The organism is Pseudacidovorax sp. DMC4 (assembly GCF_056314265.1).
In genome coordinates, this window is record NZ_JBQUYR010000004.1 from 332,060 (window position 1) to 358,640 (window position 26,581).

The window sequence follows — 26,581 nt, forward strand, 5'->3', positions numbered from 1 at the left end:
GTTTCAGGAAGTCGATGGATCGGCAGCGCGCATCCGCTGGCCGGCCCGCAGCCGCAGGCGCACATGCCAGGCGCAGGCCACGAAGAGCAGCAGGCACAGCGCGATCTCGATGCCCGCGAGGGCGCGGCTCGTCGGCAGCGTGTCGCTCCAGGCGCGCACCACGCCTTCGGTGAAATAGAGCCAGATCATCAGGCTCAGCCAGCGATAGGTGTACAGGCGCCACTTGAGCAGCCCCGCCAGCGGAACCAGCAGGGGCAGCACCTTGAGCGCCAGCCAGCTGCCGCCGGGGCGCAGCGGCGCCAGCCAGAGCTCCCAGGCCAGGCCCAGCCCGATGAGCCCCAGCAGGCAGCCCACCGCCAGCACGCGCGTGGCGACGACGGAGGCCGAGGGAGGGGCGGAGGACGTGTTCAAACCGGGGGGAGGAAAAGAGGCCGCGGCAGACGGGCGCGGCGGGGGTGTCGAAAGGCGGTGGCATGATACCCAGCATGATTCGCCATCGGCTCTGGAGGGATCTCACGCGCTTTCCGTGGCGCAGCACCGCGGCGGTGCTGGGCGAGCGGTTCCGCGACGATCGGCTGGCCCTGACGGCCGGCAGCCTCACCTTCACCACCACCATCGCCCTGGTGCCCTTCTTCACGGTGGCACTGGCGTTGTTTACCGTCTTCCCCATCTTCGCCACGCTGCAGGACCGGCTGCAGCGCTGGCTGGTGCAAAGCCTCATCCCCGAGAACATCGCGCGCCAGGTGCTGGGCTACCTGACGCAGTTCGCCGGTGCGGCCAGCGGGCTGGGCATCGTGGGCCTCGGGGTGCTGCTGATCACGGCCATCGCGCTGATCCTGACCATCGACAAGACGCTCAATGGCATCTGGCGGGTGCAGCGGCCGCGGCCCCTGGCGCAGCGGGTGCTGATCTACTGGGCCTCGATCACGCTGGGCCCGCTGCTGCTGGCGGTGAGCCTGTCGACCACGGCCTACGTGTTCAGTGCCTCGCGCGGGCTGATCGGCGAGTCTGGGCTGAACCTGCGCTGGCTGTTCGATGGGGCGGAGTTCCTGCTGCTGGCGCTGGGCATGGCCTCGCTCTACCACTATGTGCCGAACACACAGGTGCGCTGGGCCCATGCCTGGGCGGGTGGCCTGTTCGTCGCGGCGGCCATCGAGGTGGCCAAGCGGGTGCTGGCCTGGTATCTGAGCTTCGTGCCCACGTACTCGGTGCTCTATGGCGCCTTCGCCACCGCGCCCATCCTGCTGATCTGGATCTACACCGCCTGGGTGATCGTGCTGCTGGGTGCGGTGATCGCGGCCTATTTGCCGATCCTGCTGTCTGGCGTGGCCCGGCGCGGTGGTCGGCCGGGCTGGCCCATGCAGCTCGGCATCGAGGCGCTTCGCCTGCTGGCCCAGGCCCGCAAGGGGCCCGCGCGCGGGATGGGGGTGCAGGAGATGGCCAAGCGTCTGCGGGCCGACGTGCTGCAGCTGGCCCCGGTCATCGAGGCGCTGGTATCGCTCGACTGGGTGGCGCCGCTGGCCGAGGAGCCGGCGAGCGGCGATCCGCGCTACGTGCTGCTGGTCGACCCGTCCGTCACGCCGCTGGCGCCGATGGTCGAGGCGCTGCTCCTGCCTCGCAAGCCGGTGCTGGAGCCGATGTGGGAGCGGGCCCCGCTGGCGCGCCTGACGCTGGCCGACGCGCTGGCGTCGGAGCGCTCGCCGGGCTCTGCCGAAGGCATCCCGCTGGCGGGTGGTGTGGGCACCTGAGTGTCCGCGGCCGCGTTCGGGCGGCTTCCCTGCGCTGTCCCGATCAGAGCTTGACGCGCCCCGCCCAGATGTCCCGGTACATCACCCAGTCGCCCATGAAGCTGTAGAGCGGCCGCTTGAAGGAGGCCGGCTTGTTCTTCTCGAAGGCGAAGTGGCCGACCCAGGCGAAGCCATAGCCCGCGAAGAGCGCGCCCAGCAGCCACCACGGGTTGGCCGTGACCACCAGCACCGCCAGGCTGGCCAGCGCAAGCGTGGAGCCGATGAAATGCAGGCGCCGGCAGGTGCGGTCTGCATGCTCGCTCAGGTAGAAGGGGTAGAACTCGGCAAAGCTCGAGAACTGGCGCGGATCGACGGCGGCACCGGCCGGCGTGCGCGTGGCGGCGGGGGAGGGATTCATCGCAGTCTCCTGTCGCCTCGGAGGGCGTTGCCCATAATAGCGACGGCCTTTTCCGTGGCCAAAGCCCCTTCCCAAGACCCTGACGCCCGCACCGTGACCGACGCCCCCGCAGCCGATTCCACCTGGGCCGTGTGCCTGTGCGCCGAATGGTGCGGCACCTGCCGTGACTACCGCCCCCTGTTCGCCGAGGCCCAGCGCACGCATCCGCAGCTGCGCTTCGCCTGGGTCGACGTGGAGGACCATGCCGACCTGGCCGACGAATTCGACGTCGAGACCTTTCCCACGCTGCTGCTGGCGGGGCCGCAGGGCGTGCACTTCCTGGGCCCGATGCTGCCGCACGCCGGCACCCTGGCGCGCATGCTGGAGTCGCCGCCCGCGGCCCGGCCCGCCGATGCCGCGGTCACCGCGCTGCTGCAGGCGCTGGCGGCGCGGCAGGACGATGCCTTCGCCGTCGACGGGGCGTGACGGGCCTCAGATTCACTTCATCCTCGGACCCTAGGCTGCCTCCATGCGGATCCTGCTGGTCGAAGACGATGCCTCGCTGGGCGCCACCGTGCAGTCGTGGCTGCAGATGGATGGCCACGCGGTGGACTGGCTGCTGCGCGGCGACCAGGCCGTGACGGCGCTGGCCACGCACGACTACCAGTGCGTGCTGCTCGACCGGGGCCTGCCCGGGCTCGATGGCGACGGCGTGCTGCAGGCCCTGCGCGCCCGTGGCGCCACATTGCCCGTCCTGCTCATCACCGCTCGCGACACCCTGGCCGACCGCGTCGAAGGCCTGGACCTGGGCGCCGACGACTACCTGGTCAAGCCCTTCGACCTCGAAGAACTTTCCGCCCGTGTGCGCGCGGCGCTGCGGCGCGAAGCCCGGCAGCCCACGCCAGTGCTGCAGCATGGGGGCGTCACGCTCGACCCGGTCGCCAAGCGCGCGACGCGGGACGGCGCCCCCGTGTCGCTGACGGCGCGCGAGTTCGCCGTGCTCGAAGCGCTGATGCGCCGACCCACCCACATCCTCAGCCGCGCGCAGATCGAGGAGGCGCTCTACGGCTGGGGCGAAGAGGTGGAAAGCAACGCCATCGAGGTCCACATCTACAACCTGCGGCGCAAGCTGGGCAGCGGCTTCATCACGACGGTGCGCAACCAGGGCTACGGCCTGGCGCCCGCATGAGGGCGGACCGCCCCTGGTCCCTGCGCCGCCGCCTGCTGGCCACCGTCGTGGCCGCCAGCGTGGTGGTCTGGCTGGTCAGTCTGGCCATCGTCATCCAGGTGGCCTGGCATGGCGTGAGCGAGACCTTCGACGAGGCGCTGGAGGAAAGCGCCCAGCTCGTGCTGCGCCTGGGCCGCGAGCCCGCCACGGCGGCGGCCGGCGCGCGCAGCGATGGGTTGCGCCTGCGCATCTACTACCAGCTGGTGTCGCCCGACGGCCGCGTGCTGCAGCGTGGCAAGGACGCGCCGGCGACGCCCTTCGTCGCACAACTCGCGGGTGACGACGAGCACTACAACGTGCGGGTGGACGGCCACTACTGGCGCGTGCATGTGCGGCGCGACCCCGCCACCGGTCTGCAGGCCCAGGTCGGCCAGCCCTGGGAGGAGCGACTGGACCTGCTGGAGGACATCGCCGAGCGACTGGCCTGGCCGGCGTTGGGCCTGCTGCTGCTGCTGGTGGCCGTGTGCTGGTTCGCCATCCGCCGGTTTCTGCGGCCGCTGGAGACGGCCGCCGCCGGCATCGCCGCCAAGTCGCCGCAGGACCTGACGCCCGTCGACGCGCAAGGCATGCCGCAGGAGCTGCGTCCCATCCTCGGCGCGCTGGACGGCCTGCTGGCCCGCCTGGGGATGGCGATGGAAAACGAGCGCCGCTTCACCAGTGACGCCGCGCACGAGCTGCGCACGCCGCTGGCCGCCCTGCGCAACCGCGTGCAACTGCTCGCCCGCCAAGGCCACCTGCCGGCGGAGGAAGCGCAGCAGTTGCGGGCCGACGTGGACCGCAGCACGCAGCTGGTCGAAAGCCTGCTGGCGCTGGCGCGGCTGGACCCGGTGAAGACGTTGGAGGCGGTCGAGCCGGTGTCGCTGGCGCCCCTGGTGGACGAGGCGCTGGCCGGCGCCGGGCCGGGCCGTGGCGGCCCCGGCGCGGCGCCTGCCGACACTGTGCGCGTCGGGACGGCACTGTCGGTTCCGGTCATCGTCGGCCATCCAGCGCTGCTGGCCACGCTGGTGCGCAACCTGATCGACAACGCCCGCCGCTACGGCGGCCCCGACACGCGCATCCGCGTGGAAAGCACCGCCTTGCCTGGCGGCGGCGCGCGCCTGGCCGTGCGCGACGACGGGCCCGGCGTGCCGCCTGCGCAGCGCCGGCGGCTGGGCGAGCGCTTCTTCCGCGTGCTGGGCAGCGGCCAGCCGGGCAACGGGCTGGGCCTGTCCATCGTGGCGCGCATCGCGGCGCTGCACGGGGCGCGGCTGCATTTCGAGGAAGGGTTGGACGGGCAGGGGCTCTCGGCCATCGTGGACTTCCCGCCACGCTGACACGCACCGAGGCCATCAGTTGGCCTTCATCTTCGGGCCGCCCAATGGCTTCACTGGCCCGGGATTCCGGGCACAGCCTTCGTCCCGTCGGATTCGTCCAGCCGAACCGGCTTCGTCCCACCCTCTTCAGGAGCCTTGCACCATGCGTTCTTCCATCCTCGCCTCGACCCTCGCCCTCTCGCTGCTGGCCGCCGGTACGGCCGGCGCCGCAGGCAGTGCCGCCTCCGCACAGAGCGCCGCGCCGACCCTGGTGGCCGCAGCGACCGGCGGCTACAGCGGCCCCAGCACCGTGCCCGTCAGCACCGTGCGCCAGTTGCTCGACAGCGGCCGTGACGACCAGCAGGTGCGGCTGCAGGGCCGCATCGTGTCGCACGATGGTGGCGAGAACTACACCTTCGCCGACGACACCGGCCGCATCCGCGTGGAAATCGAGCCACAGCACTTCCCGGCCGGCCGCACGCTGGGCGCCGAGCAGCGCGTGGAACTGCACGGCGAATTCGAGAAGGGCCTGCGCACCACCGAGGTGGAGGTCGAGCGCCTGATCGTCCTCAACTGAGGAAGTCGCGCAGCGCGAACAGCACCGCGTCGGGCGCCTCGCTCATCAGGGCATGGCCGGCCTTCACCGTCACCACGCGGGCCCCCGGCGCCTTGTCGCGCAGCGCCTTGGTGGCGCGCGGCGGTGTCATCTGGTCGGCGCCGCCCAGCAGGAAGAGCACCGGGCAGCGTACCTTCTCCATCGCCGCCTCCCCGCCCGCATAGTCGTTGCAGGCCTTGAAGCCGGTGTGGAAGACGTTGACGGCCGTGTTGCTCGCCAGCACCCGCCGCATCAGCGCCCGCGATCCGCCCATCAGCCAGGTGCCCGGTCCGAGCGAGGAGGGCGGCGGCGCCAACATGGAATGCGAGAACACGTTGACCATGTCGATGGCCTTCTGCGGCGCGTTCAGCGAACTCTCCAGCAGCGCTGGCGACACCACCATCGGATAGGCCGTGCCCACCAGTGCCAGATGCGTGATGCGATCCGGCGCCCGCGCCGCCGCCTCCAGGGCGATCAGCGAGCCGAAGCTGTGGCCCACCAGCGCGGCGCGCCCCACGCCAGCGGCATCGAGCAGCGCGAGCACGAAGTCGGCCGCCGCCTCCACCGAGGCGGGCGGCGCGCCCTCACTCCGGCAGTGGCCGGGAAGGTCCACCGCCAGCACGTTCCAGCCGTGGTGCGCGAACCAGCGGCTCTGCAGGATCCACACGCTGTGGTCGTTGAGCACACCGTGGATGAAGACGACGGTGGGCCTGGCGGCGTCGAAGGGCTTGCCGCCGGTATAGGCATAGGCGCGGTGGCCGTTGACCTGCAATTCCATCTCAGGCTCCCGCTTTCTCGGCAGCCTTGAGGGCGCGCTTGAGGTCGTCGATCAGGTCGTCCGCATCCTCCAGACCGATCGACAGGCGGATCGTCCCCTGGCCGATGCCGGCGCCTGCCAGCGCCTCGTCGCTCATGCGGAAGTGCGTGGTGCTGGCCGGATGGATCACCAGCGAGCGGCAGTCGCCCACGTTGGCCAGGTGGCTGAACAGCCGCAGCGCCTCGATGAAGGCCTTGCCCTGCGCCCGGCTGCCCTTGATGTCGAAGCTGAACACCGCCCCCGCGCCGCGCGCGCCGCCGCGCAGCAGGCGACCGGCCAGTGCATGGCTGGGGTGCGATTCCAGCAGCGGATGCCCCACGCGCGAGACGAAGGGGTGGCTGGCCAGGAACTGCACGACGCGCTCGGTGTTGGCCACGTGGCGCTCCATGCGCAGCGGCAGCGTCTCGATGCCCTGCAGGATCAGCCATGCCGTGTGCGGGCTCATGGCCGCGCCGAAGTCCCGCAGGCCTTCGCGGCGCGCGCGCAGCAGGAAGGCGCCCACGGTGCTCTCCTCGCTGAACACCATGCCGTGGAAGCCGTCGTAGCCTTGCGTCAGCTCGGGAAAGCGGCCGGAGGCCTCCCAGTCGAAGCTGCCGCCGTCGACCAGCACGCCGCCGATCACCGTGCCGTGGCCCGACAGGAACTTGGTGGCGGAGTGGTAGACCAGGTCCGCGCCCCAGTCGAAGGGCTTGATGAGGTAGGGCGAGGTGAGCGTCGAATCGACCAGCAGCGGCACCTTGGCCTCGCGCGCGATCTGGGCGATGGTGGGAATGTCCAGCACATCCAGGCCGGGATTGCCGACGGTCTCGCCGAAGAGCAGCTTCGTCTCGGGGCGGATGGCGGCGCGCCAGCCGTTGATGTCGCCGGGCTTGACGAAGGTGGTCTCGATGCCGAAGCGCCGCATCGTGTAGTGCAGAAGGTTCTGCGAGCCGCCATAGAGCGCCGTGCTGGCCACGATGTGCGAGCCCGCGCCCATCAGCGTGGCCACGGCCAGGTGCAGTGCGGCCTGGCCGCTGGCGGTCGCGATGGCGCCGATGCCGCCTTCGAGCGCCGCCACCCGTTGCTCCAGCACCGCATTGGTCGGGTTGCTGATGCGGCTGTAGACGTGGCCCGCGCGCTCCAGGTTGAACAGCGCCGCCGCATGGTCGCTGGACTCGAAGACGAAGGAGGTCGTCAGGTGGATGGGCACCGCGCGGGCGCCGGTGGCCGGGTCGGGCGCCGCGCCGGCATGCAGCGCCAGGGTGTCGAAGCCGGGGTCGGAATAGCCGCTCATGGCTGGGCTCCGAGCATGGGGCGTGCGCAAAGGCGAGGTATCAAGCGTGTCTCCTTGTCAGTACCTGCGGGCTGGCCCTGAGAAAAGTGTCGAGGCCGGGCGCCAGTCGCAAGGGATTGTGGGCTATATTTTCAGGACGGTTTCTTGAGGAGCATCCCGATGAAAGTCAGCGACATCCTGCGCGTGAAGGGCAACACGCTCTACACGATCGGCCCCGACGATCCGCTGGCCGAGGCGGTGGGCATCATGGCGGACAAGGACATCGGCTCGCTGGTGGTCATGTCCCATGGCGACCTCGTCGGCATGCTCACCTTCCGCGAGGTCATCCTGCAGCTCCAGCGCAACGGCGGCGCCATCGGCGACACCCGGGTGCGTACGGCCATGGACGATGCGCCGCTGACCTGCACCAACGGGACCGACCTCGACGAGGTCCGCCGCATGATGCTGGAGCGCCATGCCCGCTACATGCCGGTGATGGACAAGCGGATGCTGATGGGCGTGATCAGCTTCTACGACGTGGCGAAGGCCGTGGTGGACAGCCAGAACTTCGAGAACAAGATGCTCAAGGCCTACATCCGCGACTGGCCTGCGGAAGAAGAGAACGCGCAGAACCAGCCCTCGCTCTGAGGCGAGGCCGCGTCAAGACAAGCCGCGTCGCCTGCTCGGGTACGCGGCTTTTTTGCGGCCGTGTGGAGGCGACAGAAGGACGTCACCCCAGTTCAGCGGCTTGATGGATTGTTTCGCGCACCTGCGGATAGATCTGCGCATTCCACTTGCTGCCGCTGAACACGCCGTAGTGGCCCACGCCCGCCTGCAGGTGGTGCGCCTTGAGGTAGGGCCGGATGCTGCTGCACAGGTCTTGCGCCGCTACCGTCTGGCCCACGGCGCAGATGTCGTCGCGCTCGCCCTCCACGGTGAGCAGGGCGGTGCGTCGGATGGCCCGCGGGTCGACGCGGCGGCCGGCGACGGTGAGTTCGCCGCGCGGCAGGTCGTAGGTCTGGAAGACCCGCTCCACCGTCTCCAGGTAGAACTCGGCCGGCAGGTCGTTGACGGCGAAGTACTCCTCATAGAAGGTGCGGATCGCCTGGGCCTTGTCCATTTCGCCCTCGACAAGATGGGCATAGAGGCGGCGGAACTGCTCCTTGTGCCGCTCCATGTTCATGCTCATGAACGCCGACAGCTGCACGAAGCCCGGGTAAACCCGGCGCATGAAGCCGGCATGCGGCAGCGGCACATGGCTGATCAGGTTGCGCTCGAACCAGTCGATGGGCCGCTCGGTGGCCAGCCGGTTGACCTGGGTCGGGTTGATGCGGCAATCCACCGGCCCGGCCATCAGCGTCAGGCTGCGCGGGGCGGCGGGGTCGTCGTCCTCGGCCATCAGTGCGGTGGCGGCCAGGGCGGCCACGCAAGGTTGGCACACCGCCACCAGGTGCACGCCAGGCCCGACCGCGCGCAGGAAGTCCATCAGCTGCAGCGTGTACTCGTCCAGGCCGAAGCGGCCATGGGCCAGCGACACATCGCGCGCGTTGTGCCAGTCGGTGATGTAGACGTCGTGGTCGCGCAGCAGGGTGCGCACCGTTTCGCGCAGCAGGGTGGCGAAATGGCCCGACAACGGTGCGGCCAGCAGCACGGGGGGCTCCGCTGGTGCATCGGCCGGCCGCAATTTGCGAAAGCGCAGCAATGTGCCGAAAGGGGCCTGGAGGGCCTTTTCCTCGACCACGGGCACGGCCTCGCCGTTGGTCGTCACCTCGCGGATGCCGTAGTCGGGACGCTGGTGGGTGAGCTTGAGCCGGTCGAAGACGTCCATCGCCGCCGACAGGCGCCGGGGAATGGTGCGCTCGTTGCCCGCGGCAAAGAGGGCATGTCCGAAGAAGTGCGACAGCTGCCGCAGCGGCGACAGCAGGTCGGCCTGCATTTGATAGGCCTGGTACAGCATGCCCCGGTCAAGGCAAGTTGCGGGCCAAGCCGGTGCACAGGCCGGCTGCGGCCCATGCACTGTTCTGGCACAGGCTTTGCACTGCTGCCGGTGGAGTCACCGACTGGAGCATTCGACATGGCCAAGGCCGTTCTCACCATCAGCAGCAAGAACTACGGCGCGTGGGCCCTCCGCGGGTGGCTGATGTGCAGGCTGGCGGGTCTGGATTTCGTCGAGAAGGTCATCCCGCCCGACGATCCGGCCATGAAGGCGGAGATGCTGTTGCTGTCCTCGTCCATGCTCGTGCCCTCGTTGGAGCATCGGGGCATCCGGGTGTGGGACACCATGGCCATCGGCGAGTACCTGCACGAGAACTTCCCCAAGGCCGGCCTGCTGCCAACCGATGCAGCCGCCCGCGCCCACTGCCGGGCGATCTGCGGCGAGATGCATTCGGGCTTCTCAGCCCTGCGCGGCGCCTTGCCCATGAACATCAAGGCCCGCTTCAAGGACTTCAAGGTGTGGTCGCGCGCACAGGCCGACATCGACCGCATCGTGGCGATCTGGCGCGAATGCCTGTCGACCTATGGCGGCCCCTTCCTCTTCGGCGATCGGCCGGGCCTGGCCGATGCGATGTATGCGCCGGTGGTGACGCGCTTTCGCAGCTACGGCGTGGCGCTGGACGACCTGTGCGCGTCCTACAGCCAGCAGGTGCTGGAACTGCCGGCCATGCGCGAATGGATGGCCGCGGCCCTGCAGGAGCCCGAAGAGATCGACGAGCTCGACGCGGAGTTCTGAGCGCGTGCCGGCGCCTGGCGTGGCCAGGCGGGCAGGGAAGAAAAGTGCTCAGTCGCGGGCCGGCCGAATCGCCGACTTGGGCCGGAATGCCTTACAGACGTCGTCGTGCGTTTCGAGGTAGGGCCCGCCGATCAGGTCGATGCAGTAGGGCACGGCCGCGAAGATGCCGGGCACGATCTGGCTGCCATCGGCCGCCTTGAGGCCCTCCAGCGTCTCGGCGATGGACTTGGGCTGGCCGGGCAGGTTGATGATCAGGCTGCGATCGCGGATCACCGCCACCTGGCGCGACAGGATCGCCGTGGGCACGAAACGCAGGCCGATCTGCCGCATCTGTTCGCCGAATCCGGGCATCTCCTTGTGCGCGACGGCCAGCGTGGCCTCGGGCGTGACGTCGCGCAGGGCGGGGCCGGTGCCGCCAGTGGTCAGCACCAGGCTGCAGCCGGCATCCACCAGCTCGACCAGCGCGGCGCTGATGCGCTCGGCCTCGTCAGGAATCAGCCGCGGCTCGAAGGCGATGGGGTTCTTGAGCGCCCGCGTCAGCCAGTCCTGCAGCGCGGGCAGGCCCTTGTCCTCGTAGACGCCGCTGCTGGCGCGGTCGCTGACCGAGACGATGCCGATCCTGACCGGCGCGAAATCGGCGCCGTCCATCAGGCGTCTTCCTCGCGCGACTGGGCCGCGGCCTGGTCGGCATGGTCGTCGTCCCCATGCACCGACAGTTGCTCGCGGATGCGCTGGAACAGCTCGCGGAAGGCCTTGCCCTGGCGGGGCGCCTCGCCGGGCTTGCCGGCCTGGTGGTCCTTGCGGGCTTGGCGCACCAGGGCCCGCATCTGCTGGGCGTCCGTGCCCGGGTGCGTCTCGATCCAGGCGCCCAGGGCATCGTCGTCGGCCAGCAGGCGCTCGCGCCATTGCTCGGCCTCGTGCAGCATGGCGGTGGCATGGGCGGGGCCGCGGGCCTGCTCGTCGAGGGCGGTGCGCACGGCCTCCAGCGTCTCGGGGTCCAGCTTGCGCATCAGCTTGCCTACGAACTGCGACTGCCGCCGGCGGCCTTCGAAGTTGGTGATGCGGCCGAGTTCCTTGAGGGCTTCGATGAGCCGATCGGGCAGTCGCAGGCGCTCGCGGGCTTCGCCGCGCAGCGTGAGCAGGGCCTCGCCCAGCGCCTGCACTTCGGCGCTTTCGCGCTTGAGGTCGGTCTTGCTGGTCTCGATGCCGCCCTTGAGCTCGCGCTTGTATTCGATGTCGAGTTCGCTGCCTTCGGCGACGAACTGGCCACGGACGAAGTAGCCTTTTTTGGGTTTGCGGGGCATGGCGGGGGAATTGGGTGCGCCGCCCGGCCATCGGGGGCGCGTCGCTATCATTGTCCCTCACATGAGCACCACCACTTCGCGCGCGGAAAGCGGCTTCGCCTACAGCCGAGATTACTTCGAGAACCTGGTCGACACCGCCCTGGCCCATGCCAAGAAGCTGGGTGCCACCGATGCCGGCGCCGAGGCGTCCGAAGGCTGCGGACTGAGCGTCTCGGTGCGCAAGGGTCAGCTCGAGAACGTGGAGCGCAACCGCGACAAGTCGCTGGGCGTCACCGTCTACGTGGGGAACCGGCGCGGCAACGCCAGCACCTCCGACTTCTCGGAAGCGGCCATCCGCCAGACGGTGCAGGCGGCCTACGACATCGCGCGCTTCACCGCCGAGGACCCGGTCGGGGGCCTGCCCGACGAAGCGGACATCGCCAAGGACCATCCGGAGCTCGACCTCTTCCATCCCTGGGCCATCGACAGCGAAGGCGCCGCCAGGCTGGCGCTCGAATGCGAGGCGGCGGCCCTGGCCACCGACCGGCGCATCACCAACAGCGAAGGCGCGGGCGTGTCGGCCCAGCAAAGCCATTTCTTCAGTGCGCACACGCATGGCTTCCGCGGCGGCTATGCCAGCTCGCGCCATTCGATCTCGGTCGCGCCCATCGCTGGGCGCGGCGACGACATGCAGCGCGACGCCTGGTACAGCTCAATGCGCTCGGCGGACGAACTGGCCTCGCCGCAGGCCGTGGGCCGCTATGCGGCCGAGCGGGCGCTCAGCCGCCTGAAGTCGCGCAAGATCAAGACCACCGAATGTCCGGTGCTGTTCGAGTCGCCCCTGGCTGCGGGCCTGCTGGGCGGCCTGGTGCAGGCCGTCAGCGGCGGCGCGCTGTACCGGCGCAGTACGTTCCTGCTGGATTCGCTGGGCAAGGACGTGCTGCCCTCGCACATCGACGTGACGGAAGACCCCCACATCCGCCGCGGCAAGGGCAGCGCGCCCTTCGATGACGAGGGTGTGATCACCCGCGCGCGCACCGTGGTCGACGCCGGACGGCTGGAGGGCTACTTCCTGTCGACCTATTCGGCCCGCAAGCTGGGCATGAAGACCACGGGCAATGCCGGTGGCTCGCACAACCTGACGCTGCGCTCGCGCCTGACCGACCCGGCCGACGACCTGGACGCCATGCTGCGCAAGCTGGGCACCGGCCTGTTCGTCATCGAGCTGATGGGCCAGGGCGTCAACTACGTCACCGGCGACTATTCGCGCGGCGCGAGCGGCTTCTGGGTCGAGAACGGGCAGATCGCCTTCCCGGTGCAGGAGATCACCATCGCCGGCAACCTCAAGTCGATGCTGATGGGCATCCAGGCCGTGGGGGCCGACGCCTACAACTACGGCGCCAAGACGGTCGGGTCGATGCTGATCGACCGCATGAAGGTGGCCGGGGCCTGAGGGTTCAGGCGCTGCGCGCCGCCTCCGGCAGGGCCGTGAGGTGCGCGAGCAGCGTGCGCGCCTGAGGCGACAGCGTCGCCTCGTCGCGCACGCAGGCCCGCAGTTGGCGGCCTGCCCATTCATCTGCCAAGGGCACCCGCGCCAGTGCCATGGTGCGCGCGCACCGCGCTGCCGCCGTGTGCGGCACCACCCCGGCGCCGATGCCCTGCGCGGCCATGCGGCACACCGCGTCGAAACTGCGCACCCGCGCCCGGTAGCGCGACGGCAGCCCGGCTGCACGGATCTGGCGGCTGATGTGTTCCTGCAGCGGATTGCCGGCGGCCAATCCCACCCATTCCGCATCGCCCAGCTCGGAGAGCGCTGCGCGGCGCCGACGGGCCAGCGCATGGCCGCGCGGCAGCACCAGCACCAGGTCGTCGCGGCGGAAGGCGTGGTCTTCCAGGCCGCCGAAGTCGGCGAGCTGCGAGGCAATGCCGATGTCCGCCAGGCCGGCGCGCACCGCATCCGCTACATCGGCGCTGGCGCGTTCGTCCAGGTCCACCGAGACCTGCGGATGCGCCGCCAGGAAGTCGGCCAGGGGACCCGGCAGGTGCTCCATCAGCGCGGCGGTGTTGGCCAGCAGGCGCACGCGGCTGCGCAGGCCCTGGCCGTGCTCGGCCATCTCGCCATACAGGCACTGCATCTGCGCCAGCACTGTGCGGGCATGGTGCAGCAACGTGCGGCCCGCCTCGGTGGGTGTCACGCCCGCCGCATGGCGATGCAGCAGCGGGCCGCCCAGCGCCTGCTCCATGCCGCGCACCCGCTGGCTGGCGGAGGCCAGCGTCATGGGGGCTCGGTCGGCGCCGCGGGTGAGGCTGCCGGCCTCGACCACGTGGACGAAGAGGCGCAGGTCGGTCAGGTCGAATCGCATGGGGCACAAGTTAGCACGCGAGGGCGGCCGCGGGGGTGGCCGGCGGCCGCCCTCAGGCATGGCCATAGGGGGCTGCGTTTCTTCCGCATTGGCGGGGAGCGGCCGGGGCGGCCAGACTTCGGGCCTTCACCCACTGCGTCGCCCTTGCCGACCCTCACGCCATGGCCCGTCCTTGCCACCCGCCGACTGCTGCATCGACCGGCCACGTGCGCCATGTCGGCTGAGCTGTCCTCGGGCCCATTCTGGGCGCTGACCGCCGGCGTCTTCGTGCTCGCCGGGGCCGTGAAGGGGCTGCTCGGCCTGGGCCTGCCCACGCTGTCGATGGCCCTGCTCGCGCTCTGGATGCCGCCGGCCCAGGCGGCGGCGCTGCTGGTGCTGCCGTCGCTGGTGACCAATCTCTGGCAGGCCGGACCCTGGCGCGAGGCCTTGGCGCTGCTGCGCTGCACGATGGGTCTGCAGGTCGGCATGGCTGCAGGCACGCTGGGCGGACTGGCGGTTTGGGGCCCGCCTTCGGGTCGCAGCGGCGTGCTGCTGCTGGGGCTGGCGCTGATGGCCTATGCCGCCTGGGGCCTCGCCGGCCGTGCGGCGAGCTTGACGCCTGCGCAGGCGCGCTGGATGGGGCCGGCGGCCGGCTTGTTCACCGGCGTTCTGACAGCGCTCACCGGCGTGTTCGTGTTGCCCGTGGTGCCCTATCTGCAGGGCCTGGGGCTGCCGCGGGCCGCGTTGATGCGGGCGATGGGCCTGTCTTTCAGCACCTGCACACTGGCGCTGGGCATCGGGCTGGCGGGCAATTCGGACGGCGTGCCGGCCGCGTCGTGGTGGCCTTCGCTGGCCTTGCTGGTGCCGGCCTGGCTCGGCATGGCGCTGGGGCGGCGTCTGCAGGCGCGCCTGCCGTTGCCGGTGTTCCGGCGCTGCTTCTTCGCCGGGCTCGCGCTGCTGGGCGGATGGATGGTGCTGCGCGGGGCAGTCTGAGCGGATGCGGACTGGGCGCAGGCCCCGAACGGCGGCGCGCGTTCAGGCCCGCAGCGCCTGCCAGACCCGCTCGATGGCCTGCCGGTAGGGCAGGGTAAAGCCGTCCAGCGGCTCCTGCGGCGTGAGCCAGCGGAAGTCGAACACCAGACCGTCCTCTTCCGGGCTTCCGTGGGCGGTGTGTTCGAAGCGCTCGGGCAGCGGCGCGTCGATGCGCAGCAGGAACAGATGCCACAGCTGCTCGTGCGTGTGGTCGTTGCCCTCGTGGCCTGCGGCGCAATGGCGCAGCAGCGTGCCCAGAGGCTGGAGCGGGCCGTCGAAGCGCAGGCCGGATTCCTCCAGCAGTTCGCGGCGGACTGCTTCTTCGGGTGACTCGCCGGGCTCGATGGTGCCCTTGACCAGTTGCATGCCGCGGTCCCCCGGATGGTGGAAGACCAGCAGCCGGCCGCGCGCGTCCACCACGCAGGCGCAGGCCTTGCCGATGGGGGCGACGGCCGGCGTGTCCATGCAATCAGCCGGCGAGTGCGGCCTTGACCGCGGCACTGACCTGGCCCATCTCGGCCTTGCCCGCCAGGCGCTGCTTGGCGGCGCCCATCACCTTGCCCATGTCGCCGGGCCCGCTGGCGCCCAGCTCGGCCACGATGGCCTTGACCTCGGCGTCGATTTCGTCGGCGCCCAGGCGCTGGGGCAGGTAGGCCTCGAGCACGGCGACCTCGGCGGCTTCCTTGTCGGCCAGTTCGGTGCGGCCGGCCTGGGTGAAGGCGGTGATGGAGTCCTTGCGCTGCTTGATCATCTTGTCGATCACGGCCACGACGGCGGCGTCATCCAGCTCGATGCGCTCGTCCACTTCCTTCTGCTTCATCGCGGCCAGCAGCAGGCGGATGGTGCCCAGGCGCTCGGCTTCCTTGGCGCGCATGGCGGTCTTCATGTCTTCGGTGATGCGGGCCTTGAGGCTCATGGTGCGTCCTTGCTGGGTGAAGAAGAGGGAGTGGGAAAAAGACGAAAGCCGCGGCAGGTTTCCCCGGCGCGGCTTGCTTGGTGCGCGACCGGCGGCGTCGAGGACGTGCCGGTGTTGCCTGCAGATCGATCAGTACAGCTTCTTGGGCAGCTGCATGCTGCGCACGCGCTTGTAGTGGCGCTTGACGGCCGCGGCCTTCTTGCGCTTGCGCTCGGCGGTCGGCTTTTCGTAGAACTCGCGGGCGCGCAGGTCGGTCAGCAGGCCGAGCTTTTCGATGGTGCGCTTGAAGCGGCGCAGCGCGACGTCGAAGGGCTCGTTTTCTTTAACGCGGATGGTGGTCATTGATTCAAAGAGATGTTGAATGTGACCAGGGAAGATCGAGGCCCCCGGCCGGTGGTCCTCAACTCGAAAGATTTGCGGCCCGCTGAGGGGTAGGCCAAAGTTAGCCGGCTAATGTAGCAGATTTAGGAGCGCCGCTCAAGCTGCCTCGGGTGCTTGGCGGCGCGTGCCTGGCGCGACGCCGGAGACGATGGGGCTGAGGCGCCGTATCCCCGGCAACCCGCGTCGTCGTGCTGCGCCAGCGGTGGCCCGGCGCGCTCAGCCGGCCTGCAGCGCCTGCGCGCAGGCGTGTGCGCTGGCCCAGGCCCACTGGAAGTTGTAGCCGCCCAGCCAGCCGGTCACGTCCACCGTCTCGCCGATGAAGAAGAGGCCGGCCTGGCGCGCGGCTTCCAGGGTCTGCGAGGACAGCTCGCGCGTGTCCACGCCGCCGGCCGTGACCTCGGCCTTCTTGTAGCCCTCGGTGCCGTCGGGCACCAGCGACCAGCGGCTGATGCGCTCGGCCAAGCGGGCCAGTGACTTGTCGGCCGCCTCGTTGATGGGCCGCTGCAGGCCCGGGTCCTCGCCGGTCCAGGCATCGGCCAGTCGCGAGGGCACCAGCGTCGCCAGTTCGTTCGCCACCCGCTTGCGCGAATCGCGCTTCGCCTCGGTCAGGCGGGCCTGCACGTCGGTGCCCGGTGCGAAGTCCAGCGTCAGCGGCGTGCCGGGCTGCCAGTAGCTGGAGATCTGCAGGATGGCCGGCCCCGAAAGCCCGCGGTGGGTGAACAGCAGGTCCTCGTCGAAGCGCATCCGCGCCTTGCCGCTGCCGGTGCTGATGGCGACCGGCAGCGCCAGGCCGGCGAGTTGCGCATAGGGCGCCCAGGCCTGGCCGCCGAAGGTCAGCGGCACCAGCGCGGGCCGCGGGGCGATGGTCCGCAGGCCGAACTGCGCCGCGATGCGCCAGCCGAAGTCGGTGGCGCCGATCTGCGGGATGGCCAAGCCGCCCGTGGCGATGACCAGTTGTGGCGCCTCCACCGGCCCCCGTGCGGTCTGCAGCCAGTAGCGGCCAGCCCCGGCGTCGAAGGCGACCGACTGCACGGCGCAGGGCTGCCAGCGTTCGACCCGGCCGTCGGCGCATTCGGCCAGCAGCAGATCGATGATCTGCTGCGAGGGCCCGTCGCAGAAGAGCTGGCCCTTGTGCTTCTCGTGCCAGGCGATGCCGTGGCGGTCCACCAGCGCGATGAAGTCGGCGGGCGTGTAGCGGGCCAGGGCCGAGCGGCAGAAATGCGGGTTCTCGCCCAGGTAATGGCGCTGCGGCGCGCGCGGGTCGAGTTCGCGGTTGGTGAAGTTGCAGCGGCCACCGCCGGAGACGCGGATCTTCTCGGCCACGCGCTCGGCATGGTCGATGAGCAGCACGCGCAGGCCGCGCTGGCCGGCCTGCGCCGCGCAGAAGAGGCCGGCGGCACCGGCGCCGATGACGATGGCGTCGAAGTTGGAGGACATGGGGCGCGCAGTATCCGTTGCCCGGCGGGGCTGCAAGTTGCTGAGGTCGGCGTCGCCCGGCGCGAAGTCGGCCGCGCAGGTCCTCATCGATGCCGGCCGAGGCTGACCTCTGCCGGAGCGGCGCGGAACGCTTCGGTTCAGGTCCCGAAGCGTGACGAGGCCGTGTCGCCGACCGCCACCATGCCGCGCAGCACATCCCCCACCACGATGATCGACGGGCTGCCCAGGCCACTGTGCGCCAGGTCGGCGGCCAGCGTGCCCAGCGTGCTGCCCATCTGACGCTGCTGGGGCAGGCTGGCGTGTTGAACCACCGCCACCGGCGTGGCGGCCGGCAGGCCGCCGGCCAGTAACTGCTGCTGGATGTGGGCCGCGCCGGCCACGCCCATGTAGATGACCAGCGTCAGGCGTGCATCCCGGGCCGTGGCGGCCAGGGCGGCCCAGTCGGTGCTGTCGTGGCGCGCGGCGTCGACCGCGCCGGTCTTGGCATGGCCGGTGACGAACACCACGCCCGCCGCATGGTCGCGGTGGGTCAGGGGCACGCCCAGCGCCGTCACCGCGGCCAGGCCGGCGGTGATGCCGTTGACCACCTCGCAGGCGATGCCGGCCTCGCGCAGGTGCTCGACCTCCTCCCCGCCGCGGCCGAAGACGAAGGGATCGCCGCCCTTGAGGCGCACCACGGTCTCGCCTTCCTGCACGGCGGTGATCATCAGCTTCTCGATGAAGGCCTGCGGCGTGCTCTTGCAGCCGCCGCGCTTGCCGACGTGCACGATGCGCGCGTCGGGCCGGGCCCACTGCAGGATCTCGTCGTTGACCAGGTCGTCCACCAGCAGCACGGTCGCGGCCTGGATGGCCTTCACGGCCTTGAGGGTGAGCAGTTCCGGATCGCCCGGGCCAGCACCGACGAGGGTGCAGCGGCCAAGGGGGCGGGAGGCGTTCGTGGGCGTGTTCATGCGTGGGCGGCCAGCTGGCGGATGTGCGCGACCTGGGCGGCGATCGCATCGGGAAGGGGCAATTCGCCCGCCAGCACGCGGCGGGTGTAGGCGGCGGTGGCGACGGCGTCGAGTTCGGCCGGCAGGCCGGGGATCTCGGCCAGTGTGCCGGGCTGCTGCGTCTGCAGCGCCTGGCGCTGGCCGCGCACGAAACCTTCGACGTGCAGGGTGCGGCGCGGATCCACCACCACCTCGCCTTCGAGGCCGCGCGAGAGCATGGCTGTCATGCCCAGCAACTCGAACAGCTCGGTCATCACCGTGCCGAAGGCGGGATGGGTGTAGCTGCCCACCACCACCGCCGGGCCGGCCACCGGCTGCATCAGCTTGACCACGCTGTGGCCCGCGTTGCGCAGGCCGACCACGCGGCGCACTTCCAGCAGGCGCTTGAGGCCGCCGTGCAGCAGGCCGGTGTCGACCACGGCGATCTGGCCGGTGTCCAGCGGCGTCAGCGTCGTCGCTTCGGCATGGCCCAGTTCGGCCAGCACCTCGGCGGCCGTGACCCGGCTGCTTTCGGTGCGGCTGCCGTGCACCAGCACCGGCAGGCCTTCGCGGGCCAGCAGCAGCGCCAGCAGGGGCGTGAGCACGGGCAGCCGGCGCGCGCCGTTGTAGCTGGGTAGCACGACCACCGGGCCGGCCAGGCTCTGCAGGCAGGCCAGCCGCGCATGGGTGGCGTCGAGAAAGCCGGCCATCTCCTGCGTGGTCTCGCCCTTGACGCGCATGGCCAGGCAGAACGCACCGATCTCCAGGTCGGTGACGCTGCCGTCCAGCACTTGGCCGAAGAGGTCCGCCGCCTGTTCGCGGGCGAGGGGCTTCGCACCGCGGGCGCCGCGGCCGATGTCCTTGATGTAGTGCGCAATGCTTCCCATGGGTGTCCGGATTGTCCCGCAGCGCTTATGCCGGAATGCGAGGGCGCTTATGCCGCCTGGCGATGCAGGCGCACCGGCGTCTCGCGCACCATGCGGCGCAGTTCGGGCACGCAGGAGCCGCAGTGGGTGCCGCAGCGCAGCGCCTGTTGCAGGCTGGCCAGGCGCTCGCCCTCGCTGCCGTCGCAGGCCGCCAGGTGCTCGCCGATGGTCTGCTCGGCCACGCCGAAGCAGTTGCACACGGTCTTGCCGCGCGACACCACCGCCACCGGCGCCGTCGCCTGGTACGACAGCAGGCGACGGCCGAAGGCCTGAGCCGGCAGCCGGTCCTGGATCAGCGTCTTGAGCCAGCCCTCGGCGCGGGTGTCGCCAGCCAGCAGCACGGCGCGCACATGGGCGATTTCACCGTCGCGCTGCAGCCGCACGGCGCGGCGGTGGCCGCGGGCCGGGTCGGCGTAGCGCAGGGCCTGACCGTCGCCCAGGCCGAGCAGGGCCTCGATGCGGTCGACCAGCGCGGCGGGCGGTGGCCTGTCGGCTGCGGCGCGCAGCAGCACTCCGCCTTCGCCGCCACCGGCACCTTCGTCGCCGAAGGGCACGCAGCTGACGAAGCGCAGGTCGCGGGCCGCTTCGCGCAGCGCCTGCCGCACGGCCAGGGCCCGGTCGGCCGGCAGCCAGGCGATGCCCAGCAGCGTCCAGGGCAGGGCCAGGCGGCGGATGCGCACGGCCGCGTGCTTGAGTTCGGGCTGCTTGGAGGTGGGGCAGAAGGTGGGCGTCGTCAGGCCGTTGACGCCGGTCATCTCCCGGCCCTGCGGGTCCCGGCCGCCGAGGAACTCCTCGCCCCAGTGCATCGCGAGGAAGGTCTGCGCCGGCGCCAGCGTGGCATCGGGCTGCACCGGCAGCACCGCGCTGCCGCGGCGGGAGCTGACCTCGACCAGGTCGCCGGCCGCCAGGCCTTCGCGGGCCATGTCCTGCGGGGCCATCTGCAGCGCCGGCTCGGCCACATGGCCGAACAGCCGGCCGAGCGTGCCGGTGCGGCTCATGCCGTGCCACTGGTCGCGCAGGCGGCCGGTGTTGAGTGCATAGGGCCAGTCGGCGTCGCGTGCCTCGGCCAGCGGGCGCCAGGGCTCGGGGCTGAAGCGGGCGCGGCCGTCGGGCGTGGCGAAGACGCCGTCCTGGTACAGGCGCGCCGTGCCGGCCGCTTGCCCTTCCGGCATGGGCCACTGCTGCGGGCCGAGTTCGTCCAGCAGGGCGTAGGAAAGGCCGGTGATGTCCAGGTCGCGGCCACGGGTGGTGGCGCGGTGCTCGTTCCAGACCTGCTCGGGCGTGTCGTAGGCGGTGAGGGCGTGCGTGGCGGGTGCCAGTGCCTGCAGGGCCAGCCGCGACTGCAGCCGCCGGCCGAAGTCGGCCGCGATGGCCCAGTCGTGGCGCGCCTCGCCGGGCGCCGCGACGGCGGGCCGCACGCGCGAGATGCGCCGCTCGCTGTTGGTGACGGTGCCGTCCTTCTCGCCCCAGGTGGTGGCGGGCAGCAGCAGGTCGGCGAAGGCAACCGTGGCGGTGGTGGCGAAGGCTTCCTGCAGCACGACGAATTCGCAGCGCTCCAGCGCCCGACGCACCAGCGCCTGGTCGGGCATGGACTGGGCGGGGTTGGTGCAGGCGATCCACAGCGCGCGCACCCGGCCTTCGGCGGCGGCACGGAACATCTCGATGGCGCTCAGGCCCGGCGTGGCCGGGATGGTCGGAACGCCCCAGAAGGCAGCCACCTCGGCCCGGTGATCGGCATTGGCCATGTCGCGGTGAGCGGGAAGCAGGTTCGACAGACCACCCACCTCGCGCCCGCCCATGGCATTGGGCTGGCCGGTCAGCGAGAAGGGGCCGGCACCCGGTTGGCCGATCTGGCCCGTGGCAAGGTGCAGATTGATGAGCGCCGCGTTCTTGTCCGTGCCGTGCGAGGACTGGTTCAGTCCCATGCAATACAGGCTGAGCGTGGGCGCACGGCGCGCCGCATCGCCGGTGCCGCCGGTGGCGAACAGGCGCGCGGCTTCCACGATGTCGGCAATGGGCAGGCCACAGATCTCGCTCACGCGCTCGGGGGTGCAGTCCTGCACCGTTGCGCGCAGCGCCTCTAAGCCATGGGTGTGGGCGTCGATGAAGGCGGCGTCGGTCCAGCCTTCGCGCAGCATCACATGCAGCAGGCCGTGGAAGAGCATGACGTCGCTGCCCGGTTGCAGCGCCAGGTGCAGGTCGGCGATCTCGCAGGTGTCGGTGCGGCGCGGGTCGACCACCACGATCTTCATGGCCGGATTGGCGCGCCTGGTCTCCTCGATGCGGCGGAAGAAGATGGGATGGGCCCAGGCCGTGTTGCTGCCGGCGATGAACAGGCAGCCGGCGTCCTTCACGTCGTCGTAGCAGGCAGGCGGAGCGTCGGCGCCCAGTGTCCTCTTGTAGCCGGCCACGGCGCTGCTCATGCACAGGCGCGAGTTGGTGTCGAGGTTGTTGGTGCCGATGAGGCCCTTGGCCAGCTTGTTGAAGACGTAGTAGTCCTCGGTGAGCAGCTGGCCCGACAGGTAGAAGCCGACGGCATCCGGGCCGTCCTCGGCGATCACGCGCGCGAAGCGATCGGCGGCGAGGTCCAGCGCCTCGTTCCAGCCGATGGCGTGGGGCGCTTTGCCGCGCGCGGGTCGCAGCGCCGGTGCCAGCAGCCGCGTCTGCTGCGCGATGGCGGGCGAGGCCGTCAGGTGCAGCGTGCTGCCCTTGGTGCACAGGCGGCCGAAGTTGGCAGGGTGGGACGGGTCGCCGCGCACGCCGGTGATGCGGTCGCCTTCGGTCTGGATGAGCACACCACAGCCCACGCCGCAGTACGGACAGGTGGAGCGCGTTTCCTCAGCCATGCGCCGGCTCCCCGAAGATCAACTGCTCGCGCAACTCCGCCACGCTGCGGCCTTCGCGCAGCAGGTCCAGGTACCAGCCGCCGCCCTCGGCATCGCCGTAGAGGCAGGCGCCGACCAGCCGCTCGTCCTTGAGCACCAGCTTGCGGTAGACACCGCCTTCGGGGTCGCGCAGCACCAGCATCTCAGTGCCTTCGCCGCCCATGAAGTCGCCGGCCGACAGCAGTTCCACCCCCGTCACTTTGAGCTTGGCCGAGACGGTGCTGCCCTCGTAGCGGCCGATGCCCATCTGTGCGAGGTGGTTGGCCGCCACGCGGCCCTGCTCGAACAGCGGCGCAACCAGCCCGTAGGCCACGCCGCGGTGCTGGGCGCATTCGCCCACGGCGTAGATGCGGCCGTCGGTCACGGTCTGCAGCGTGTCGCTGACCACGATGCCGCGCTCGCAATACAGCCGCATCTGCTGCGCCAGCGCGATGTGCGGCCGGATGCCGATGGCCATCACCACCAGGTCCGCGGGCAGCTCGCTGCCGTCCGTGAGGCGCACCGCGCGCACGCGGCCCTGGCCGTCGTCCAGCAGCGCCTCGGTCTGTGCGCCCAGGCGGAAGTTCAGGCCTTGTTGTGTTTCCAGCGTCTGGCGCAGCAGCATGGCGGCCTCGGCGTCGAGTTGGCGCTCCATCAGCCAGTCGTTGCGGTGCACCACCGTCACGGCCATGCCGCGCCGGGCCAGGCCGCTGGCGGCTTCCAGTCCCAGCACGCCGCCGCCGATCACCACGGCATGGCGGTGCGTGCGGGCGGCCTCGATCATGGCCTCGGTGTCGGCGATGTCGCGGTGGGCGAGCACGCCGCGCAGGCCGGCGCCCGGCACCGGCAGCACCACGGGCTGCGAGCCGGTGGCCAGCAGCAGCCGGTCGTAGGCGGCCTCGGTGCCGTCGTCGGCGCGCACGATGCGGCGGGCGCGGTCCACCTGCGTGACGGTGCGGCCCGCATGCAGGGTGATGCCCTGCTCGCGGTACCAGTCCCAGTCGTTCAGCACGATGTCCTGCAGGCTGCGCTCGCCGGCCAGCACCGGCGACAGCAGGATGCGGTTGTAGTGCGGATGCGGCTCGGCACCGAACACCGTGATGTCGTAGAGCCCCGGCGCGATGGCCAGCAGCTCCTGCACCGTGCGCATGCCGGCCATGCCGTTGCCGATCACCACCAGTTTCTGCCGCATCCTTGTCTCCTGCGTGCCGTGTTCCTGCGTGGCCGCCCTCAGGCGGCCTGCTTCTCCACGTGGCCTTGCCGGGTGTAGAGGAAGTCGATCACCGCCTTGCGGTAGTGCACGTAGTCGCGGTCCTCGGCCAGTTCCACGCGATTGCGAGGGCGGGGCAGGTCCACCGCCAGCACTTCGCCGATGGTGGCGGCAGGGCCGTTGGTCATCATCACGATCTTGTCGGACAGCAGCACGGCTTCGTCCACGTCGTGCGTGACCATCACCACGGTGCTGTGCGTCTTCTGCACGATGGCCAGCAGCTCGTCCTGCAGCTTGGCGCGGGTCAGGGCGTCGAGGGCGCCGAAGGGCTCGTCCATCAGCAGCACCTTGGGCTCCATGGCCAGGGCGCGGGCGATGCCCACGCGCTGCTTCATGCCGCCGGAGATCTCGCCGGGGCGCTTGTGCGCGGCATGTGCCAGGCTGACCAGGGCCAGCGCGTCGGTGGTGCGCTGGCGCAACTGCGCCTTCGACTCGCTGCCGCCGAAAACACGCTCCACGCCCAGGTAGATGTTCTCGAAGCAGGTCAGCCAGGGCAGCAGCGAATGGTTCTGGAACACCACCGCGCGCTCGGGGCCGGGGCCGGCGATCTCCTTGTTGGCGCACAGCAGCGCGCCCTGCGTGGGCCGGGTGAGGCCGGCGATGAGGTTCAGCAGCGTGCTCTTGCCGCAGCCGGAGTGGCCGATCAGCGCCACGAACTCGCCCTTGGCCACCGTGAGGTCGATGTTCTGCAGCGCGACGAAGCGGCCCTTGGGCGTCTTGAAGGCCTGCTCGACGCCCTGGATCTGGATGAACCTGGCATCGGCAGCGGAGTTGGAAACGGCGGTGTTCACGACTTGACCTCTTCGAAGGTGAATGCGGTGGCGAGCTTGACCAGGGCCATCTCCAGCAGCAGGCCCACGATGCCGATCACGAAGATGGCGATGATGATGTTCTTGACGTTGAGGTTGTTCCACTCGTCCCAGACCCAGAAGCCGATGCCCACGCCGCCGGTCAGCATCTCGGCCGCCACGATCACCAGCCAGGCGGTGCCCACGGCCAGGCGCACGCCGGTGAGCATGTAGGGCAGCACGGCGGGGAAGAGGATGCGGGTGAGGATCTTCCATTCCGACAGGTCCAGCACGCGGGCCACGTTCATGTAGTCCTGCGGCACGCGCTGCACGCCCACGGCGGTGTTGATGACCATCGGCCAGATCGAGCAGATGAAGATGGTCCAGATGGCGGCCGGGTTGGCGCCCTTGAAGACCAGCAGGCCGATGGGCAGCCAGGCCAGCGGCGACACCGGGCGCAGCAGGCTGATCAGCGGGTTGAACATGCGCGCCAGGAACACCGAGCGGCCGACGGCGAAGCCCGCCGGAATGCCGACCAGCGCCGCCAGGCCGAAGCCCACCGCCACGCGCTGCAGCGAAGCCAGCACGTTCCAGCCCACGCCCTGGTCGTTGGGGCCGTTGCTGTAGAAGGGGGCGGCGAAGACCTGCACCGCCTGCTTCCAGGTCTCGGCCGGGCCCGGAAAGCTGCCGCCGCTGCGCGCGGCCACCAGCTCCCACACCAGCAGCAGCAGGCCAAAGCCCAGCAGCGGCGGGACGATGCGCAGCCACAAGCCGCTGAAGTCGCGCGAGGCACGCGCCGCCTTGGCCGGCTGGGCGGGCGCCGCCGGCACATCGGGCGCAGACACCACGGTCAGCGGCTTGGCCGGCACATGCACGGACGGGGACGGGGCCGCGATGTCGGCCTCGCGCGGAAGATGGAAGACGGCGGCAACCATGGTGATGGGCTCCTGGTGGATGGAGGGTGCGGCCTCAGGCGCGGACCTTGAACGAATCGGCGTACTTGGCCGGCTCCTTGCCGTCCCACACCACGCCGTCGATGAGCTTGCTGCTGCGCATCGGGCTGGCGGGCACCGGCGTCTTGGTGGCGGCGGCGGCCTGCTTGTAGATGTCGATGCGGTTGATCTCGGTGGCCACCTTCAGGTAGTCCGGATGCTCCTTGAGCAGGCCCCAGCGCTTGTGCTGGGTGAGGAACCACATGCCGTCGGACAGGTATGGGAAGTTCACCGCGCCGTCGTTGTAGAACTTCATGTAGTTCGGGTCGTCCCAGGTCTTGCCCAGGCCGTTCTGGTAGCGGCCCAGGATGCGCTGGTTGATGGCGTCCACGCTGGTGTTGACGTAGCTCTTCTCGGCGATGGTCTCGGCCATCTTGTTCTTGTTCGAGAGGCCGCCGTCGATCCACTTGCCGGCCTCCAGGATGGCGGCCGTCACGGCGCGGGCCGTGTTGGGGTACTTCTTGACGAAGTCGGCCGAGGTGCCCAGCACCTTCTCGGGGTGGTCCTTCCAGATGTCCTGCGTGGTCACGGCGGTGATGCCGATGCCGTCCATGATGGCCCGGTGGCCCCAGGGCTCGCCCACACAGAAGCCGTCCATGTTGCCCACGCGCATGTTGGCCACCATCTGCGGCGGCGGCACCACGATGGACTTGGCGTCCTTCATCGGGTTGATGCCGTTGGCCGCCAGCCAGTAGTACAGCCACATGGCATGGGTGCCGGTGGGGAAGGTCTGGGCGAAGGTGTATTCGCGCTTGTCGGTGGCCATCAGCTTGGCGAGCGAAGCGCCGTCCACCGCGCCCTTGTCGGCCAGCTTTTTCGACAGCGTGATGGCCTGGCCGTTGTTGTTGAGGGTCATGAGCACGGCCATGTCCTTCTTGGGGCCGCCGATGCCGAGGTGCACGCCGTAGATCAGGCCGTAGAGCACGTGGGCGAAGTCCAGATCGCCATTGACCAGCTTGTCGCGCACGCCGGCCCAACTGGCTTCCTTGCTGGGGACGATCTTCACGCCGTACTTCTTGTCGATGCCCAGCACCGAGGCCATGACGACGCTCGCGCAATCGGTCAGCGGGATGAAGCCGATCTTGACCTCCTCCTTCTCGGGTTTGTCAGAGCCCTGGGCCCAGACGCAGGCGCGCAGGGCAGGATCGATGGTCAGGGCGCTGGCAGCGGCGGCCTGCAGCACGCGGCGGCGGCTCAGCGGGGCGGGGCGGTTGGCGTCGGTCATGGGCAGACTCCGGGGCAAGAAGGGCGGCGAAGGGGAAAAACAAAAAGGCGTCCTCGCCGCGCCGGCTCCATCGCATGCGGTGCATGCCATGGAGCCAGCGGGAGAGGACGCCTTTGTC

27 protein-coding genes and 1 pseudogene are annotated in these 26,581 nt (G+C 70.4%); 9 read left to right on the forward strand and 19 right to left on the reverse strand.

All coding sequences use genetic code 11. The annotated features are described in order from the left end of the window. Positions 1-3 precede the first annotated feature (3 nt). Entirely contained in the window at positions 4-411 is a 408-nt protein-coding gene (locus ACT54X_RS10260; RefSeq protein ID WP_294367464.1) for a DUF2069 domain-containing protein, read from the reverse strand. Positions 412-473: 62 nt separating this feature from the next. On the opposite strand from ACT54X_RS10260, the gene ACT54X_RS10265 reads away from it, so the two are divergent. After that, a complete protein-coding gene (locus ACT54X_RS10265) occupies positions 474-1,748 on the forward strand; it encodes a YihY family inner membrane protein (RefSeq protein ID WP_294367466.1) in 1,275 nt (424 codons plus the stop codon). Between the two features lie 43 nt (positions 1,749-1,791). On the opposite strand, the gene ACT54X_RS10270 is transcribed toward ACT54X_RS10265, so the two are convergent. Further along, the gene (locus ACT54X_RS10270) at positions 1,792-2,145 is read right to left on the reverse strand and encodes an Mpo1-like protein (RefSeq protein WP_076510521.1); all 354 of its coding nucleotides are present in this window, start codon (positions 2,143-2,145) and stop codon (positions 1,792-1,794) included. 93 nt (positions 2,146-2,238) lie between these two features. Here ACT54X_RS10270 and ACT54X_RS10275 point away from each other — a divergent pair, with 93 nt between their 5' ends. The 4 genes from ACT54X_RS10275 (at position 2,239) to ACT54X_RS10290 (ending at position 5,221) form a co-directional block, all read left to right on the forward strand. Further along, the gene (locus ACT54X_RS10275) at positions 2,239-2,610 is read left to right on the forward strand and encodes a thioredoxin family protein (RefSeq protein ID WP_294367470.1); all 372 of its coding nucleotides are present in this window, start codon (positions 2,239-2,241) and stop codon (positions 2,608-2,610) included. Between the two features lie 43 nt (positions 2,611-2,653). After that, complete coding sequence (locus tag ACT54X_RS10280) at positions 2,654-3,313, forward strand: response regulator transcription factor (protein WP_294367472.1); 660 nt, start codon at positions 2,654-2,656, stop codon at positions 3,311-3,313. Next, positions 3,310-4,665: a sensor histidine kinase gene (locus tag ACT54X_RS10285; protein ID WP_294367474.1), complete on the forward strand. Its 1,356-nt coding sequence runs from the start codon at positions 3,310-3,312 to the stop codon at positions 4,663-4,665. Before ACT54X_RS10280 ends, ACT54X_RS10285 begins: the two co-directional genes overlap by 4 nt. A gap of 142 nt (positions 4,666-4,807) precedes the next feature. Then, positions 4,808-5,221, forward strand: a complete 414-nt coding sequence (locus ACT54X_RS10290) for a YgiW/YdeI family stress tolerance OB fold protein (protein ID WP_294367476.1) — start codon at positions 4,808-4,810, stop codon at positions 5,219-5,221. Here ACT54X_RS10290 and ACT54X_RS10295 read toward each other — a convergent pair. Together ACT54X_RS10295 and ACT54X_RS10300 are read right to left on the reverse strand one after the other, a co-directional pair. Beyond that, positions 5,214-6,017: an alpha/beta fold hydrolase gene (locus ACT54X_RS10295; RefSeq protein WP_294367479.1), complete on the reverse strand. Its 804-nt coding sequence runs from the start codon at positions 6,015-6,017 to the stop codon at positions 5,214-5,216. The two genes, ACT54X_RS10290 and ACT54X_RS10295, sit on opposite strands and share 8 nt — an antisense overlap. 1 nt (position 6,018) lies before the next feature. Next, complete coding sequence (locus ACT54X_RS10300) at positions 6,019-7,329, reverse strand: O-acetylhomoserine aminocarboxypropyltransferase (protein WP_294367482.1); 1,311 nt, start codon at positions 7,327-7,329, stop codon at positions 6,019-6,021. Positions 7,330-7,488: 159 nt separating this feature from the next. Between ACT54X_RS10300 and ACT54X_RS10305 the strand changes: the two genes are divergently transcribed. Beyond that, positions 7,489-7,956, forward strand: a complete 468-nt coding sequence (locus tag ACT54X_RS10305; protein WP_294367484.1) for a CBS domain-containing protein — start codon at positions 7,489-7,491, stop codon at positions 7,954-7,956. Positions 7,957-8,038: 82 nt separating this feature from the next. Here the strand turns inward: ACT54X_RS10305 and ACT54X_RS10310 are convergent, their stop codons facing one another. Next, complete coding sequence (locus ACT54X_RS10310) at positions 8,039-9,265, reverse strand: polyhydroxyalkanoate depolymerase (protein ID WP_294367486.1); 1,227 nt, start codon at positions 9,263-9,265, stop codon at positions 8,039-8,041. A 117-nt stretch (positions 9,266-9,382) separates the two neighbouring features. Here ACT54X_RS10310 and ACT54X_RS10315 point away from each other — a divergent pair, with 117 nt between their 5' ends. Next, positions 9,383-10,039 (forward strand): glutathione S-transferase, encoded by a 657-nt coding sequence (locus ACT54X_RS10315; RefSeq protein WP_234196590.1) that lies wholly within the window; start codon positions 9,383-9,385, stop codon positions 10,037-10,039. Positions 10,040-10,087: 48 nt separating this feature from the next. On the opposite strand, the gene mog is transcribed toward ACT54X_RS10315, so the two are convergent. Both mog and yjgA read right to left on the reverse strand, forming a co-directional pair. Beyond that, positions 10,088-10,687, reverse strand: a complete 600-nt coding sequence (gene mog / locus ACT54X_RS10320) for a molybdopterin adenylyltransferase (RefSeq protein WP_294367491.1) — start codon at positions 10,685-10,687, stop codon at positions 10,088-10,090. After that, positions 10,687-11,343 carry a ribosome biogenesis factor YjgA gene (yjgA, locus tag ACT54X_RS10325; RefSeq protein ID WP_294367494.1) on the reverse strand — a complete coding sequence of 219 codons (657 nt, stop codon included), beginning with the start codon at positions 11,341-11,343 and terminating at the stop codon, positions 10,687-10,689. Before yjgA ends, mog begins: the two co-directional genes overlap by 1 nt. 61 nt (positions 11,344-11,404) lie before the next feature. Between yjgA and pmbA the strand changes: the two genes are divergently transcribed. Further along, the gene (gene pmbA, locus ACT54X_RS10330; RefSeq protein WP_476346370.1) at positions 11,405-12,775 is read left to right on the forward strand and encodes a metalloprotease PmbA; all 1,371 of its coding nucleotides are present in this window, start codon (positions 11,405-11,407) and stop codon (positions 12,773-12,775) included. A 4-nt stretch (positions 12,776-12,779) separates the two neighbouring features. Here the strand turns inward: pmbA and ACT54X_RS10335 are convergent, their stop codons facing one another. After that, positions 12,780-13,685 (reverse strand): LysR substrate-binding domain-containing protein, encoded by a 906-nt coding sequence (locus ACT54X_RS10335; protein WP_294367499.1) that lies wholly within the window; start codon positions 13,683-13,685, stop codon positions 12,780-12,782. Positions 13,686-13,898: 213 nt separating this feature from the next. Between ACT54X_RS10335 and ACT54X_RS10340 the strand changes: the two genes are divergently transcribed. Beyond that, on the forward strand, positions 13,899-14,657 hold the full coding sequence (locus tag ACT54X_RS10340; protein WP_294367501.1) for a sulfite exporter TauE/SafE family protein: 759 nt from the start codon (positions 13,899-13,901) through the stop codon (positions 14,655-14,657). Positions 14,658-14,699: 42 nt separating this feature from the next. On the opposite strand, the gene ACT54X_RS10345 is transcribed toward ACT54X_RS10340, so the two are convergent. The 11 genes and pseudogenes from ACT54X_RS10345 to ACT54X_RS10395 form a co-directional block, all read right to left on the reverse strand. Next, a complete protein-coding gene (locus ACT54X_RS10345; RefSeq protein WP_294367503.1) occupies positions 14,700-15,161 on the reverse strand; it encodes an NUDIX domain-containing protein in 462 nt (153 codons plus the stop codon). Between the two features lie 4 nt (positions 15,162-15,165). Further along, positions 15,166-15,612: a GatB/YqeY domain-containing protein gene (locus ACT54X_RS10350; protein WP_294367504.1), complete on the reverse strand. Its 447-nt coding sequence runs from the start codon at positions 15,610-15,612 to the stop codon at positions 15,166-15,168. A gap of 129 nt (positions 15,613-15,741) precedes the next feature. Further along, a complete protein-coding gene (rpsU, locus tag ACT54X_RS10355; RefSeq protein ID WP_007833691.1) occupies positions 15,742-15,954 on the reverse strand; it encodes a 30S ribosomal protein S21 in 213 nt (70 codons plus the stop codon). 255 nt (positions 15,955-16,209) lie between these two features. After that, the gene (locus ACT54X_RS10360) at positions 16,210-17,430 is read right to left on the reverse strand and encodes a BaiN/RdsA family NAD(P)/FAD-dependent oxidoreductase (protein WP_294367507.1); all 1,221 of its coding nucleotides are present in this window, start codon (positions 17,428-17,430) and stop codon (positions 16,210-16,212) included. 137 nt (positions 17,431-17,567) lie between these two features. Continuing rightward, positions 17,568-18,380: a uroporphyrinogen-III C-methyltransferase gene (cobA, locus tag ACT54X_RS10365; protein ID WP_354318263.1), complete on the reverse strand. Its 813-nt coding sequence runs from the start codon at positions 18,378-18,380 to the stop codon at positions 17,568-17,570. Next, positions 18,377-19,285, reverse strand: coding sequence for a DNA-binding protein YbiB (gene ybiB, locus ACT54X_RS10370; protein WP_354318262.1), 909 nt, complete (start codon positions 19,283-19,285; stop codon positions 18,377-18,379). The genes cobA and ybiB overlap by 4 nt, the downstream gene beginning before the upstream one ends. A gap of 47 nt (positions 19,286-19,332) precedes the next feature. Next, positions 19,333-22,170 (reverse strand): nitrate reductase, encoded by a 2,838-nt coding sequence (locus ACT54X_RS10375; RefSeq protein WP_476346381.1) that lies wholly within the window; start codon positions 22,168-22,170, stop codon positions 19,333-19,335. A gap of 7 nt (positions 22,171-22,177) precedes the next feature. After that, positions 22,178-23,380 (reverse strand): annotated as a pseudogene (locus tag ACT54X_RS10380) (NAD(P)/FAD-dependent oxidoreductase); the annotation flags it as partial. 38 nt (positions 23,381-23,418) lie between these two features. Beyond that, on the reverse strand, positions 23,419-24,249 hold the full coding sequence (locus tag ACT54X_RS10385) for an ABC transporter ATP-binding protein (RefSeq protein WP_476346383.1): 831 nt from the start codon (positions 24,247-24,249) through the stop codon (positions 23,419-23,421). Then, positions 24,246-25,181 carry a nitrate ABC transporter permease gene (ntrB, locus tag ACT54X_RS10390; protein WP_476346385.1) on the reverse strand — a complete coding sequence of 312 codons (936 nt, stop codon included), beginning with the start codon at positions 25,179-25,181 and terminating at the stop codon, positions 24,246-24,248. Before ntrB ends, ACT54X_RS10385 begins: the two co-directional genes overlap by 4 nt. Positions 25,182-25,215: 34 nt before the next feature. Continuing rightward, positions 25,216-26,463, reverse strand: a complete 1,248-nt coding sequence (locus ACT54X_RS10395; RefSeq protein WP_294367519.1) for a CmpA/NrtA family ABC transporter substrate-binding protein — start codon at positions 26,461-26,463, stop codon at positions 25,216-25,218. Positions 26,464-26,581: the final 118 nt, after the last annotated feature.